This is a genomic window from Pasteurella canis (genome assembly GCF_020810675.1).
Lineage (GTDB): Bacteria > Pseudomonadota > Gammaproteobacteria > Enterobacterales > Pasteurellaceae > Pasteurella > Pasteurella canis.
Genome location: NZ_CP085871.1, coordinates 707,380 through 723,222, shown reverse-complemented (window position 1 = coordinate 723,222; position 15,843 = coordinate 707,380). Strand labels below are relative to the sequence as shown.

The window sequence follows — 15,843 nt, the reverse complement described above, 5'->3', positions numbered from 1 at the left end:
TAGATTTAAGCTGCTTTTAATAAAGTTAAATGATGAGCGGGTGCTCGATACCATGAAGGCATAATCAAAGGTTTAGATTCAACTTCACGAGTAGATATAACTCTAACAGGGCTAAATTTTGAAATGTCACATTTATAAGCAATATCTATACCGATTTTTTTTAGTCTAGATCTATGCATTTGAACTTGTCTTTTATTTAAATCAAAAACTTGACCGTGAGACCATTGCAAAGCATACATTGCAGTTGTATTTGCGCTGCGAACAGAATCAACTACGCCAGAATTTAATAAAGTCTCTGAAATTGTTTCAAAATCCATTGCTGTTACCCTTAATTTATTTTCAATACTTAAAAAATCGTCACTTAATTGTTTTAATCTTGAATAATCACTTAATCCATAAAAATTTAAATTTTCTCTTTGTAAATATCTTGACTTTAATTTTAATTCAAATCTCGCTACACCATTTTCTTTGCAAAAGTTAATAACATTTATCAATTCTTTAAATTCTTGAGATTGTTCACCAAATTTATTTTTTATTTTTGTCAATGAGTGTAGTTCTAACTCATAAGCTTTGTTATATACTGATGGATAAATTAATCCTGTACCTTTTCCTTTTTTATTAAGCCAATCAACAGTTTGACCATTAGTATATAAATTTGGAATTGAATTCCTATAACCTAATGTTGCAAGTCCACTTAAATAATGTTCAACATTTCCAAAGCCAACAGACTTATTTTGAGTAATATGTAATTCTTTAATTAATGCTCCATCAGAATATTTTTTTGCTTTCGTTCCATCCTCTGATTGACCATAAAAAATTCGTGTACATTTAGTAAACGGAGGCAGGTTATATTGAGATAAAATTTTATTAAAGACATCAACGCATACATCTATTGATGTTATTCCAAATAAATTTTCAACGCGACCATAGCGGCTCGGGTTTCCCCACATTTTTAAGCGACTACCATTAACTTTAATGTAGACTTTATCGCAGTAACTGCCTTCATGCTCAAAAGTTGGCATATTAATAAATTCTTGTGTTTCGCCAGTATCGAGATGAACGCCTATAAAGCCAAACTCACCAAGAGAAGGGAGTTGATAGCAAAAGTCTTGTTCTATTTTCAAATAGTCGAAAAACATTAAAAATATACCGCATGCAAATATACATAAAATAAATATAGTATATTTACATACTGCATGCAAGTATATATGCATAAAAAATATAAAAATAAATATAATGGGACTTTAATAAAATGAGGATTTAAGATGATAAAAGACACATCTGTAAGAATTAATGCTCAAAGAAGAAACAAGCTTGAGCTGCTCGCTATAGAAATAAGCCATAAAAGTGGAAAGCTTACAAAAATGAGCGATATAGTTAATCATTTATTAGATAACTATCTGAATGAAGCTAAACAAGATCTTATACATAAAACAGAAGAAAAAAAATAAAGAAAATAGATCAAATAATAATCAATTTATCTATAAATAAAGTATAAAAAACCGTGGGATTCCACGGTAAAGTTCGGGTGTAACAGAACCCCCGAACTTTTTTGTATGTTTTTTAAGCATCGCTGAAGAAGTGATTAAATTTTAGACAATAAAGAATTAACGTTTAAAATATGTACGATTTTTAGGAATTTTTCTGTATGTTCTTACAAATTCACTTAAATCAACTGGCACACTTGAATGCTCAAGCTCTTTTAAAAACATCTCTAGATGTTCTATTCTCTCAAATAGATTCTCGTCACTATCAAAACTTATTGTCAATGCGTTATGTGAAAATTCAAAGTGTGGGTAGATCTCTTTAATGAGTTTTACTGATTCGTAAAAATGACGTGGCGTAATGTGTTGAAGTGTAATATCAGCCATAAATATAATAATATCAATATGTTATGATTTCGCATAATGCAAATTATGTGTAAATTCTCGCGCGGTGCGTGCGCGATTTTACCGCGCTTCGAATGTTAACATAATTTGAAAAAAATTATGCGAAATTAGTTACAAAGTTAATAAACACTACGATATAAATAAATCACAGAGTTATGCACAAGTCACAAATACTACTTAAGCAAGATAAAATCATAATGGAAAGCACACTGTCACAGTAAAATTAAGTCGTTACACACACTTAAATAAGTATTGTAAATAAAAATTAAATATACCGAGTTAAAGAATAAAGAGAAATGAAATAGAAAGCTTAAAAAATTGATCAGTTACTATAATTGGTAACGCTACGTGAAAAATATTATATTTTTGATGAGGAAGTATCACAGAAATGAAAATTAATCATCAATATTGAAATCATGATGATAATGTTTGTAGATTTTAAAATAAGTGTTTTGATATTTGTTACAAATCAAACTAGTGACGATGTCACTAGTTTATCTAAGCAACTTTGCTCCATACTCATATACTTTTTGTAATAATTCTAGCTGATTGGGATTATCATGATAAACTTCAGCTAAATGTTGTAAGCTTTGCTCAAATTGAACCACGCTTTTTTCAAGTTTTTTACGACGATATTTTTGCCATTTTAGCTGCTCTGCTCGATTTAACGTATTAAAATAATGACGTGCACGATAATGAAATAATAACTCTGGAATACGCTTATCTTTAAAACTTAAACCATGTTCAATTAGCTTTTCTGGGGGTAATGTACGTAAAATAGCCATATTATTTTTATCACTATAGTCAAAAAATCCGCTATAGAGTTCAGTTTCAACATTGTCACTTAGCTCAAATTTATGTTCTTCATTGAAAATACTAACAACTTTGTCACGGATTAGATTATTCATTTTTAATTTCTGTAAATTTGTTAAGCAGAATGATCTATCTATTCCTAAACGCACAGCATTTTCTGGTAATAACACTTTAGCTGGTGCAATAATCGGGCATTTATTGATATGTATAAGCTTTAAAGGGACGGGCAAAATCCCTTTCTCTAAAAGTTCTGTTTTGGGCGTATATAAATTTTGACGTAATTCGGAAGCAGTTTTAGTGAGTAAATCATCAAGATTTGCCGATAAGTCACAAACAATTACAGCATTTTGATTGATTGGATGCCAGGCAAGTGGTACAACCCAAGCCGTGTTACCTCGATAATTACCCAACATCCCTGAAACATGTACGAGTGGTGTCATATTGACTGTATCAATCATGTTTTCTATTTCTTTTTTTCCTCGATTTTCGAAGAAAAATTGAAATAATTTTGGTTGTTTTTCTTTGATTAGTTTTGCCATTGCAATCGTTGCATAAACATCGGCCATTGCATCGTGTGCATGACTATGTTCTATGCCATTTGCTTGTGTTAATTTTTCTAAGCGAAATGATGGCATACCATTTTCATCGTATGCCCAATTAATTCCTTCTGGACGAAGTGCATAACAAGCACGAACCAGATCAAGTAAATCCCAACGTGAATTACCGTTTTTCCAGCTATATTCGTAAGGATCAATGAAATTACGGTAAAACGTATAACGGGTCATTTCATCGTCATAACGGATATTGTTGAATCCCATTACACAAGTATTTGGCTGGCTAAATTCTTGCAAAATTCGCTCAGCAAATTCGGGTTCAGCAATCCCCTTTTCATTACATTCTTGTGGTGTAATGCCTGTCACTAAAACAGCTTCTGGTGCAGGCAAATAATCATTAGTTTGTTTACAATACAGCATTACTGGTTCACCAATAATATTGAAGTCAATGTCAGTACGAATACCAGCAAATTGGGCTGGACGATCAGAGGCTGGATTGACGCCAAAACTTTCATAATCGTAAATAAAAAAGCTGAAATCACCTGTTGTGGTCATAGGAAAACTCGATTGAAAATAAAAGGGATTCTAACACAACAGAGAAAATTGAGAAAAAAGAAACCGCACTTTTGTGCGGCTCTTATCATAAATTTGAGGGTTAATTGATGATTTTATCTAAATAGAATAAGCAGAAAATAGCCGAAATTCCAATGACTATCCCTACTCCATTGATTTTGCTTATTTTTTCTTTAAAGACTAATGCACCAGTAATCGTGCCTAAACAAATCACACCAATATTCATTCCTGCAAAAACTAATGTTGGATTTTCGCTGAAGCTTTGGTGCGCTTTAATATAGAAAAGAATATTCATAAAGTTTAAACCACCGAGAATAATCCCTCCAACAAAGCTTGGTACTGTAAACACTTCACGTTTTAGTAATAAATAACCAAACATTACACAGGCTGCTAACACAAAGGAAATAAATAACGTTGCTGGGAATGCACCGCCACTTTTCGCGACTTGTTTAAACAGAATATCGATAATACCGTAACCAAACCAAACTAAAATAAGTCCAACCATACCTTTAATGTTACTTTCTGTATCTGTCGGTTTATTTAATAGACAGAACAACGCCACGAATGCCAAAATAATACCAATTAAACGTGCTTGGCTTAGTTGTTCACCAAAAATTAAAAAGGCAGCAACGATAGGTAAAAATAACGATAACCGTTGTGCTGCATCAGAGCGAACAATGCCCGCAAATTCAACAGCCTTCGACATAATGATAAACACTGTGGGCAATAAGATACCGAGTGCGAAAAACACTGGTGCATTTTCACTTTGTACTACAAACTCAGTGAATCCTAATCCTTTAAAGTCAGGTTTTAATAAAAAGTAACTTAACCCAAGTGCGACAATATAATTAAAGGCAATTGCTTGTTGAATTACAATATTTTTTTTACGTGCAACTTTAAGTAAAACTGAAACCGCTACACTACAAAGAACGGCAATAATAAGATTATGCATTTTGCTTTCCTTAATCCGTTAGAAAGGTTCGATTATATCTTTTTCTTATCCAGATAAAAATCGTTAATGATGAAATACATTCCAAACAAAAGTGCGGTCAAAACATTGAAAATTCCGACCGTACTTTATTAACTTGTACTGATTAATCAATTGTATGAAATGCGGTTAAAAAATCTTTACGTTTAAGTTCAAAGAAACGATGCTCACTATGATTAAGAGGTCTTGTCGCTTCTTTAAACGCAGGCATAATGTATCCCCACTCTCCCTCTCTTGCGAAGTAGATAACATAATCAATAGGCGCATCTCCCCAACAGTTAGAAATATTAACTTTCTTACCCCTTCCTGCACTTAATGTTTTAATTTGAATTCTAATATATTGTTCGCCATCTGAAATTAGAACATCTGTTTTATGCCAATTATCTAGAACTGGCGTAAAAACTTGCCAACCATCATATAATAACCAAGCAATTACTTGACTCTCAAAAGTAACATTACGCATTGTTTTATGAGTTTCAACAGGTGTCTGTGTTAAACGTCTAGGCATAAATAATTCCTTATATTATGTATTTCAATGAATGATTCATTCATACTAAAATGCGGTCAAAACTTTTAACACTTTGACCGCACTTTTTCTTGTCTTTAACTACTCTGTTGCACCAAAGCCACGCAAGCCAACCACGTGAACGTGTTCCTGATTGCCTGCAATTTTACGCACCAGTTTGTAGGTTGTTCCTTTTTCTGGGCTGATATTTTCAGGTGCAGCGATAAGCAATTGCATATCTAAACGCTCACACAATTCAAATAAGGTTGAAATGGATTTCGCATCTAAACGTGCAGCTTCGTCTAAGAATAATAAGCGACAAGGCACAATATCTTTACCTCGAATACGACGGGATTCTTCTTCCCAACTTTGTACAACCATTAATAAGATTGACATACCTGTACCGATCGCCTCACCTGTTGATAATGCGCCACTTTCTGCACGTAACCAACCATCTGCACCACGATATACTTCTACTTCAAGATCGAGATAATTACGATAATCGAGTAACTCTTCACCAATAGTTTGTGCTGTACGTTGCCCCATATCAATATGTGGGTTTAAACGTTGATAAAGTTTGGCAATAGCTTCTGAGAAAGTCATTCGATTATCTGTGAAGAGATCTTGATACTCTTCTTGTGTGCCTGATAAAGCATCAAGCAACATTGCGTGGGTGTCACGAATATTCACCACTAAACGTACCGATTTCACCTGACCAAACGCAATATTTTGTAAGCCCTGATTCAGCATACGAATACGGTTTTGTTCACGTTGAATAGTCTTACGCATAATGTTTGCCACACTTTCAGAACTGATTGCCAATTTTTGCTCACGGCGTGTCAATTCATCAGTTAAACGAGACAATTCAATTTCCATTTGTTCAATTGCATCAATTGGATCATCTGTTTTAATGATGTCTTGACGAATACGCTCACGTAAATGTTGATACACGGCAATAAAGAAGCGGACTTTATTTTCTGGCTTACGGTTATCTTCTGATAAACGTAGGCTGTCGCGTAAGTATTCATTGTCTGCGACTGCAGTACGCAATGCACCTAATGCTTTATCTGACATTGAGCGTAATTCATCCGCAGATAAATAAGCAAATTCACGACGATTTAAGCGTTTTTCCACATCACTGCCACGAGATAAACGCATCACCACACACCAGCTCACTTTTGCTGCAACCACTAATTCACGCTGTGTTTTATAGTCACGTTCTGCTTTACGAATGCGTGCAGCTAAGCCATTTGCCTCACTTTCAATTAATGTTAATTGTTTTTCGACTTGTGAGCGGCGAGTACGGCTCGTCGATAATAATTGATGCAATTCATCACGGCGTTGTCGTGCTCGTTCTTCCGCGCCTTCATCTGCTCTCACGCCTAACTCGCCAACTTCTTGCAACAACTCTTGTAACATTTGATTTTTGTTATTGAATGAAGTTTGTAGCTCAATATATACACGGTTGTAATTACTATATTGTGCTTGTTTTTGGCGTAACTGCTCACGCTGAAGTTCACGCTGTTGCTGCATTTCCTCTAATCGTGCACGCAATTGTTCGTTTAATTCTGACGTTTCAGATTGGACTCGTTCTTCATAAGTAAAATGCGGTTTACGCTGAACCACATCAGCCAACGCAAATAAGCGTTGTTGAACCTGTTTTTGTTGAGAAATGGCTTGCTCATAATCAGCTTTTAAGCGTTCATAATTTTCTGGATCGCTTTGTAAAGTATTCGCAATTGGTTCTAATTGTGACAACGTAGCGCCGTATTGACGAATAAATAACTCATCTTGCTCTGCAATATCTAGTTGCTCACGGCATTCTTCAATACGATCAATTAAACTTTCATCTGCAAGCAAGGCTAACTGAGGAAGAATTTTATTCAACAGCTGCATTTTCTCTTTTGCACTGTCTAACTGAATACGTAATTGCTGTTCTGTTGTGCTGAAGTTATTTAATTCACGTTCAATTTCATTACGTTGCTGAGTAATTTCTGCCATTAATTCTTCGGGGTTTGGTTGGAAGGCTAACGCAAGATGTAATCCCACGAATTGGCTGAAATGTTCGTGCAAACGCTGGCATTTTTGGACATCAAATGCACGCTGTGCATACTGTTCTGCGATTTCATCACGCTGAACTTGTAACTCTTCTAAATATTTCTCACGCGCTGCACGTCCAAATAATGGAATGTCAGGGAATTTTGAATAACGTAATTCACGTTCAGACACCTGAACAACTACACCATGCGCCAGTTCTTGAGCAGATAGAACACTGTCATCAAATGCTGCTGGGTCGCCCTCAATTAAGTAGAGATCATCTGGGCAATCTTCTAACTGTTCTAATTGTGCTTTGATAGCTTCCAAATCACGCACCACAATAGCATGGCGTGCAGGTCCATAAAGTGCGGAGAAATAAGGCGCATCTTCAATTGGTACATCATCATAAAGCTCCGAAAGTAACACACCGCCAAAACGCTCGGCTAACACATTCAAACGAGCATCTTCTGAACCGTCTGGTTGGCTTAAACGTGAAACTTGAGCTTCTAATTGTTGGCGTTTTTGTTCTAATTGATCACGTTCAATCGTCAATTCACGTTCTTTCACCAATTGTGATTGCATAAAATTCATGACATCTTGGCTATCTGTAAACGATTGTCCACTTTGCTCTTGTAAGCGTTCTAACGCAGATTGTGCAGTCAACCAAGCTGGCGCTTTTTGTGCATTTTCGTTATAAAGTACGGTCAATTGTTCGCGTTTTTGACGTAAAGTTGAGCGTTGTTCCACTTGTTCAGATAATTCTGTGCTCACATCTTCCAACAATGCTTCTTGTTCTGCGTGGTATTCTTCCAACTCGTCTGTGGTCGTTAAATCTAAGTTTGCGCGTTGATTAAACTCTTTTAATAAACGCACCGCAATTTGTTGTTGTGCATAACGCTGTTCAAGTTCGTGTAACTTAGCACGCAATTGTGGCGTTTGTTGTGCTTGTACTTTTTGGCTTGGATATTCACGTAACAATTCTTTTGCTTGCTCAAATGCTGCTGAACGTGGAATTTCTCCAGCCACTTTACATACAAGCTGATACGCTTTGTCGAATTGCGTTTTGGCGGCTTCAGAAATTGACATTTTATGTTCAAGTTCAAGCACTTGTTCAGTCAAACTTTCTGCGTGAGCATCAAATTCTTCATGATACGCATCAATATTTTTAACACTTAAATCCGCTAAGCCACATAATGTTTTTGCTTTTTCAAGTGCAGCGATAGCTTGTTGATATTGTAATGCTCGGGTTTGTTGTGCATCTAATGCTTGTTGATAATCTGCTAATTGTGCACGAATTTGATCCACTTCGTGCTCAGTTTGCTCAACTTCCATTTGCGCTTCTTCTAAATGCTCATTTGCAGTTTCAACAACGATTTTTTGCTCTTCTAAACGTTCAACAATTTCTGCAACATCTTCTTGATAACGTGAAATTTTTTCTTGATGGCGTAACGCATTGAGTACTAAATTCAAGTGATCAACCGCACTTTGGTGATCCACTTCCAATGTTTTTTCGTTTTCTGCTAATTCTGCTGACTCACGACTTAATTCGACTAAACGTTGTTGGGAAAGACGTTGTTCTGATTTGGCTTTATACCAATCTTGGCGAAAACGCACCGCACTTTCGATGTTGCCACGACGTTCATTTGCATTACGCATATAGTCTGAGGCCACATAGTTGGTAGTTTCAGTAATTAAATGTTTGAATAAATCACGATCAGATTGAGTCACTTTGATCGCTTCTAAAGTCATACGGTTTTCACGTAATGCGCTTTCCATATCTTGGAACGCTTTACGCACGCCTAAGTTTTCAGGCAATAAATAGTCACGTAAAGAACGGGTGATCGCACTTGAAATACCACCGTAAAGAGAAGCCTCGATCAATTTATAGAATTTGCTACGGTCAGAAGAAGAACGCAGACGTTTAGGGATAATCCCTAAATCGAACATCATTCCATGGTAATCCGTAATAGAATGATATTGCTTAAATTGTGCGCCCACCTGCTCCATTTTGTCTTTTAATTCATTTAATGAAAGCACGCGCGCTTGGCGTTCACCAACAATTTCAGTGAAAACAGTCGTTGGATTTTCAGATAAGGCTAAACCTTGAATAGAGAAGGTTTTGATATCCACTTTTTTATCACGCCCTGCCACTTGTTGTAGTCTTGCTCCGACAATAATTCGTTGGTTGCGTGAGTTAATGGTATCTAATGCGGCATAACACACACCAGGACGTAACTTACCGTGTAACCCTTTATCACGCGAACCACTAGTAGCGCCCGCCTCTGTGGTATTACGGAAATGTAATAAGGTTAAATCAGGAATCAATGCAGTCACAAAGCCTGCCATTGTGGTAGATTTACCCGCACCATTACCACCAGAAAGCGTCGTCACTAATTCATCTAAATCAAAAGTACGTGCAAAAAAACCGTTCCAGTTAATTAAAGTTAATGAGCGGAATTTACCACGCGGCGCATGGTGAGCGTGGTTAAATGTAGTTTGAGGAACAACAGATTCTGTTTGTTCGATGTTTTCAAGGGCTAATTCTTCAGACATTCTCTTTATTCCTCATCATCTAATTCATCTTCAATTTCTTCATTTTCGACCGCACTTTCTGCGTTGGCTTGTCGTTCTAATGCTAAAGATTCTGGTGTTGCAGCTTCCCCATCACGAATTAAGCGTAATTGTGCTTCTCGTGGGTCATCGCCTGAGCGCACTTCTGCACCAAAACGGAATACTGATTCTGAAATCGTAAACTTACCGCTATTTTGTTCACCAACGGTATGGATCATACCTAAACGGCGTAAACGATTTAACGCTGCACGTACTTTTTCTGCTAATTTTTGTTTATCTAAATCAGAACCCGAAGATCGTTGGTTTACTGCTTTTAATAGTTTGCTTTCATCCGCTAAATTTAATAATTCATCATACACTTCTTGTGTACTAAAAATACCTTGCTGGGCTAAACGCTCGGGGCTTAAATAGAGATAACACAACACTTTTCCTACTAACATTTCGAGCTCAGTCAGCACAGAACGCGCGATTAATGTCGTTGCTTTTGGACGTAAATAGAAGAAACCTTCTGGCGCACGAATGAGCTCCACATTATAACGGCGGTAGAAAGTATCTAATTCACCTTGGAAATCCATTAAAAATGCGTGATTGTCTAATTGATCAAGACTAATATGTCTGCCTGAACGCAATTGGCTATCCACAGCAGGAAATAGCGGATTTGCAATCGCTGCTGCCAATTTAGTTGAAATGAGATCTTGAAGATTGTCTGTCATTGTTTGTTCTCTATTTATAAAATTTCGCTAAAACTTACCGCACTTATTTATACTTATCAATTGGATGAGCCTGCACTTCCGCACCACGTTGGTTGATTGGCTCCCAATGCGGATAAACACCACTTAAATCATCTTTTGCCAAACCTAAACGGACAGCTTGATCAACGATAATACGTGCTACATCAAAATGTTTTGTGACAGGGTAATTTTCTAATTGTTCTTTTAACACTAAACTTAAATTAATTGGGCGGTTATGCTCTCGATAATCAATTAATAAGCCTTGCATATGCTCCACGATTTGATCGTGTAAATCCGCAAGGGATTCATATTGTAATTCTTCTGGCAATTCGCCTAAGGCATCTTCTTCACGCAGTGCTAATTCTTCATCACGTAAATCAATTAAACGCTCAGCTTGGGCTGTCCATAAGAACCAAGGCTGATCAAAATAGTGATGAATAGAATTACGCAAACGTTGTGAAAATACGCGGTTTTTATCCATATCAATTGCGGTACGGATAAATTTATGTACATGGCGATCGTAGCCAATCCATAAATCGATAGCTTGCTGACCCCAGCTGATAATACGGTCGAGTTTTGATTGTAAATCGGTAATTAATTGTTCCACAAAATACAGATTTTCCTGACCGATCACACAATCTTGAATACGTAATAATTGCGCTTGTAATTTGTCCCCTGCGGCATTTAACGTGTCTTGTAATTCGCGTAAGTTACCCGAAGTTTCATCTAATAAACGTTCACAGCTTGCTATTGCCGCTTGCCAATCTTTTGTTAATAATTCAGCGATTTCTTCTTTAATACTGTGCTGATTTTCGTCCATTACGCGTTGAGATAAATCAATACTGTCAAAAATCTCTGCCACAGAGTATTTCAGTGGAGCGAATACATTGCGGCGCCAGTGATGTTCATCGCCGCCTTCTTCTGCTGCTTCTGAAGCACGTTGAATTTCATCAGCCACAATAGAAAGTTGAACGGATAAACGCAGTGCAGAAAACTCACGCTGGCGAATGTAATAATCCGACACCCCTACACCCAATGGAGTTAAACGATAGATCGATAACCCTTCAGTAAATTCACTACTAAAACGGTTTAGAAAACGTTGTTTTACAAGCTCATTAATAGCATTGTTAGCACGTGTAGAAATGGTTTCGGAGGAATGATCAAACGCACTCGAGATATGGCGAAAAATATCAACTAAATCTGTCTCTAGCATCTCGCCATCAAGACGTTCATTATTATAAATTGCAATGGCTAGCAAAAAAGCTAAACGCTCAGTTGATAAATTCAAAGAAAACTCACGCTCTCTTGCCCAAGAAACGAGCTCAGGAATTGTTTGTGATGTTTCAAGCATTAAAAAATCTCACAATGGGTATAAATTACACAAAAAATTGGGTTGATTATACAGGATTTTGTCGATTCTAACAGCGAAGAAATTCACAAAAAATCGACCGCGCTTTTCCTCATTTACGAATTTTTATTGGAAAAATCCAGATTAAGTCTTACTATACGCAGATTTTAACGAATGACGAATAAAGAGAATGACAGAAACAACTCAACAAAATAAAAAACAAACTTACAATTTTAATAAGTTACAAAAACGTTTACGCCGTAATGTTGGCAACGCTATTGCTGATTTCAATATGATTGAAGATGGCGACAAAGTGATGGTTTGCCTTTCAGGCGGAAAAGATAGCTATACGTTGTTAGATATTCTATTAAATTTACGTTTAAACGCGCCGATCCATTTCGATATTGTGGCAGTTAATTTAGATCAAAAACAACCAGGTTTCCCAGAGCATATTTTGCCAGAATATTTAACAAGCATTGGTGTTGATTATAAAATCGTTGAAGAAAACACCTATGGTATTGTGAAAGAAAAAATTCCTGAAGGTAAAACGACCTGCTCACTTTGTTCACGTTTAAGACGTGGTATTTTATATCGTACTGCAACTGAATTAGGGGCGACCAAAATTGCACTAGGCCATCACCGTGATGATATGTTAGAGACCTTATTCTTAAATATGTTCTATGGCGGTAAATTAAAAAGTATGCCACCTAAATTAATTAGCGATGACGGAAAACAAATTGTGATTCGTCCACTTGCCTATTGTAAAGAAAAAGACATTGAAAAATATGCTTCAGCAAAACAATTTCCTATTATCCCTTGTAACCTTTGTGGTTCTCAACCGAATTTACAACGCCAAGTCGTCAAAGAAATGCTACAAAAATGGGATCGCCAATATCCAGGTCGTATTGAAACAATGTTTAGCGCAATGCAAAATATTGTACCTTCTCATTTATGCGACACTACCCTCTTTAATTTTAAAGACATCAAGCGCGGTCAAATTTTAGAAAATATTGAAGGCGATATTGCTTTTGACAAACCAGACTTTTCGGCACCTGTCATGTTTGATGAAGAAGAACACTTCTCAGAAAATGAACTGATCCAAATTAAACAAGTTCAATAACAGGATATTGTGTAAGAATAAAGCGATTAAAACGACAAAATAAACGAGAACATCAACAAGAAGGAAAAAATATGACTCAACAAGCAATTTTTGCAGGTGGCTGTTTCTGGTGCGTCGAAGCCGTCTTCAATCAAATTAAAGGTGTGAAAAAAGCGACCTCTGGTTATATTAATGGAACCACTGAGAACCCAACTTATAAAGAAGTCTGTACAGGCGAAACGGGACACGCAGAAGCAGTCAAAGTTGAATTTGATACATCTGTAATTAGCTATGAAAAATTGTTAGAGATTTTCTTTTCTATTCATAATCCGACACAGTTAAACCGTCAAGGTGAAGATATTGGTACACAATATCGCAGTGGTATCTATTATTTAAATACAGAACAGAAAGAATCAGCAGAGCAAAAAGTAGCAGAATTACAACTACACTTTAATGAAAATATTGTGACTGAAATTTGCCCTGCACAAACATTCTATGTGGCGGAGGATTATCATCAAGGTTATTTACTACAAAATCCACAAAATACCTATTGTAATTTAGTTGCTACACCAAAATTCTTAAAAGCCAAAGTGAAATTTGCTGAAATTTGGAAGTAACTGTTTATGAGTAAAGGCATATTTATTAATGTGCCTTTTTACTATCTTCTTTAAAAATAGAGGCATTTTTATGTATGTGAATAAGTTCGATAAAAAAATAAAAATAATAAAATTCCTAACATAACGATTATTTGAATCAAACGTTTTTTCGTTAACTTTTCTGCTGCCATTTTTCTCTCTCTTGATGATATTTAATACTTCTTAATTTTAACATTTGATGATATTATTTGAGATAGATCAATTTTATACTATTTTATTGTATTAATTAAGGTTTATCTATGGACACTAAAATCGGGCGCAAAGTGCAATCTGGGGGATGTGCGATTCATTGTCAGGATTGCAGTATTAGTCAGCTCTGTATTCCTTTCACACTAAATGAACAAGAGCTTGATCAGCTTGATAATATCATTGAACGCAAAAAACCAATACAAAAGTCTCAAGTTTTATTTAAAGCAGGCGATCGACTAAGTTCCCTGTACGCAATTCGCTCTGGAACGATTAAAACTTATACAATTAGTGAGACTGGAGAAGAACAAATTACCTCTTTCCAATTACCTGGTGACTTAGTTGGCTTTGATGCGATTATGAATATGGAGCATCCTAGTTTTGCTCAGGCACTAGAAACGTCAATGGTGTGTGAAATTCCTTTTGATATTTTAGATGACTTATCTGGAAAAATGCCTAAATTGCGCCAACAAATTATGCGTTTGATGAGTAATGAAATTAAAAATGATCAAGAAATGATTTTACTTTTATCGAAAATGAATGCCGAAGAACGTTTAGCTGCATTCATTTATAATTTATCAAGACGCTACTCTGCTCGAGGATTTTCTGCACGAGAATTTCGTTTGACTATGACGCGTGGAGATATTGGCAATTATTTAGGCCTAACTGTTGAAACGATTAGCCGCTTGTTAGGCCGCTTACAAAAAATGGGGATTTTATCTGTCCAAGGTAAATATATAACAATTAATGACATGGTTGCGTTAATTGAATTATCTGGTACAACAAAAACGAATATCCGTATGGGTATCTAAAAAATCTAGTGCAACGAATAGTTGCACTAGATCACCTTTTTCAACATCTTACCTTGTCATTTATTTAAATCTTTTCTATTCTATAGACAACCCAATCAGCAATGGAGGTTGTTATGAAGTTCAATAATATACTTGTCATTTTAAATCCTGAAAATGAAAAGCAGTATGCATTAGCACGTGCAGTTCGTTTAGCAAAAGAACAAAAAAGCAGCCAAAAAGTGCATATTACGGTCTTTTTGGCGGTATATGATCTTTCTTATGAAATGTCTGCTCTACTTTCTTCTGAAGAGCGAGAAGAAATGCATCAAGGCGTTATTGCACAAAGAACTCTCGCTATCCAACCTTATCTAGAAAAATATGCTGATCCTAATATTGAATTTAAAGCAATTGTTGTATGGCACAGTAATGAAGCTGAAGCGAGCACTCATGAAGTGGAACAAAATCAATATGATTTAGTCGTCAAATATACTAAAGAGGAAGAAAGTATAACCTCTTTAATTTTTACTCCAATGGACTGGCAGCTTTTACGTAAATGTCCGAAACCGCTATTAATGGTTAGAGACGGGGATTGGAAGCACCAACGCCGCATTTTGATTGCTGTTAATGTTGCTGATGATGAAGAAAAAAATCATAAAATATTTAATGAACAACTTGTCAATTTGGGGATTGATTTAGCAGATAATCTTGAACGAGGTAACGTGCATTTAGTTACAGCCTATCCTCCTACACCAGTGAATATGGCAATTGACTTACCTGAATTTAATAGTGGTGAATATGAAAAAAATACACGAGGTCAATATTTAATCAATATGAAAGCACTGCGCCAGCAATTTGGTATTGATGATGATCATACACATGTACGTGAGGGATTTCCCGAAGAAGTAATTCCTCAAGTTGCTCAAGAATTAGAAGCAGAATTAGTTGTATTAGGTACTATTGGACGTACAGGTTTATCCGCTGCCTTTTTGGGTAATACTGCTGAGCATGTAATTAATAAACTTAGTTGTAATTTATTAGCAATTAAACCTAACAAAACTGACTCAGATGGTTAAAAGAGCGGTCTATTTTGTGAAAATTTTAT

At 35.9% G+C, this 15,843-nt stretch carries 13 protein-coding genes; 5 read left to right on the top strand and 8 right to left on the bottom strand.

Annotated elements, in window-relative coordinates:
- Positions 1-5: 5 nt before the first annotated feature.
- On the bottom strand, positions 6-1,124 hold the full coding sequence (locus K7G93_RS03440) for a phage/plasmid replication domain-containing protein (protein WP_228400483.1): 1,119 nt from the start codon (positions 1,122-1,124) through the stop codon (positions 6-8).
- A 141-nt stretch (positions 1,125-1,265) separates the two neighbouring features.
- Between K7G93_RS03440 and K7G93_RS03435 the strand changes: the two genes are divergently transcribed.
- Positions 1,266-1,451 (top strand): hypothetical protein, encoded by a 186-nt coding sequence (locus K7G93_RS03435; protein WP_228400482.1) that lies wholly within the window; start codon positions 1,266-1,268, stop codon positions 1,449-1,451.
- A gap of 156 nt (positions 1,452-1,607) precedes the next feature.
- Here K7G93_RS03435 and K7G93_RS03430 read toward each other — a convergent pair whose 3' ends face one another.
- From K7G93_RS03430 to mukF, 7 genes are all read right to left on the bottom strand, one after another.
- On the bottom strand, positions 1,608-1,871 hold the full coding sequence (locus tag K7G93_RS03430) for a hypothetical protein (RefSeq protein WP_228400481.1): 264 nt from the start codon (positions 1,869-1,871) through the stop codon (positions 1,608-1,610).
- A 512-nt stretch (positions 1,872-2,383) separates the two neighbouring features.
- Positions 2,384-3,811: an exodeoxyribonuclease I gene (gene sbcB, locus K7G93_RS03425; protein WP_226690461.1), complete on the bottom strand. Its 1,428-nt coding sequence runs from the start codon at positions 3,809-3,811 to the stop codon at positions 2,384-2,386.
- Between the two features lie 100 nt (positions 3,812-3,911).
- Complete coding sequence (locus K7G93_RS03420) at positions 3,912-4,781, bottom strand: hypothetical protein (protein ID WP_049214436.1); 870 nt, start codon at positions 4,779-4,781, stop codon at positions 3,912-3,914.
- Positions 4,782-4,923: 142 nt separating this feature from the next.
- On the bottom strand, positions 4,924-5,325 hold the full coding sequence (locus K7G93_RS03415; RefSeq protein ID WP_160530777.1) for a hypothetical protein: 402 nt from the start codon (positions 5,323-5,325) through the stop codon (positions 4,924-4,926).
- 99 nt (positions 5,326-5,424) lie between these two features.
- Positions 5,425-9,912: a chromosome partition protein MukB gene (gene mukB, locus K7G93_RS03410; RefSeq protein WP_226690462.1), complete on the bottom strand. Its 4,488-nt coding sequence runs from the start codon at positions 9,910-9,912 to the stop codon at positions 5,425-5,427.
- A gap of 5 nt (positions 9,913-9,917) precedes the next feature.
- Complete coding sequence (gene mukE / locus K7G93_RS03405) at positions 9,918-10,643, bottom strand: chromosome partition protein MukE (protein ID WP_115322685.1); 726 nt, start codon at positions 10,641-10,643, stop codon at positions 9,918-9,920.
- 43 nt (positions 10,644-10,686) lie between these two features.
- Positions 10,687-12,012 (bottom strand): chromosome partition protein MukF, encoded by a 1,326-nt coding sequence (mukF, locus tag K7G93_RS03400; protein ID WP_228400480.1) that lies wholly within the window; start codon positions 12,010-12,012, stop codon positions 10,687-10,689.
- 187 nt (positions 12,013-12,199) lie between these two features.
- Between mukF and ttcA the strand changes: the two genes are divergently transcribed.
- The 4 genes from ttcA (at position 12,200) to uspE (ending at position 15,814) form a co-directional block, all read left to right on the top strand.
- Positions 12,200-13,129: a tRNA 2-thiocytidine(32) synthetase TtcA gene (ttcA, locus tag K7G93_RS03395; protein ID WP_374107379.1), complete on the top strand. Its 930-nt coding sequence runs from the start codon at positions 12,200-12,202 to the stop codon at positions 13,127-13,129.
- Positions 13,130-13,200: 71 nt separating this feature from the next.
- Positions 13,201-13,725 (top strand): peptide-methionine (S)-S-oxide reductase MsrA, encoded by a 525-nt coding sequence (gene msrA / locus K7G93_RS03390; protein WP_226690464.1) that lies wholly within the window; start codon positions 13,201-13,203, stop codon positions 13,723-13,725.
- Between the two features lie 278 nt (positions 13,726-14,003).
- A complete protein-coding gene (gene fnr / locus K7G93_RS03385) occupies positions 14,004-14,762 on the top strand; it encodes a fumarate/nitrate reduction transcriptional regulator Fnr (protein ID WP_049214443.1) in 759 nt (252 codons plus the stop codon).
- 113 nt (positions 14,763-14,875) lie between these two features.
- Positions 14,876-15,814, top strand: coding sequence for a universal stress protein UspE (gene uspE / locus K7G93_RS03380; protein ID WP_226690465.1), 939 nt, complete (start codon positions 14,876-14,878; stop codon positions 15,812-15,814).
- The last annotated feature ends 29 nt before the right edge of the window (positions 15,815-15,843 follow it).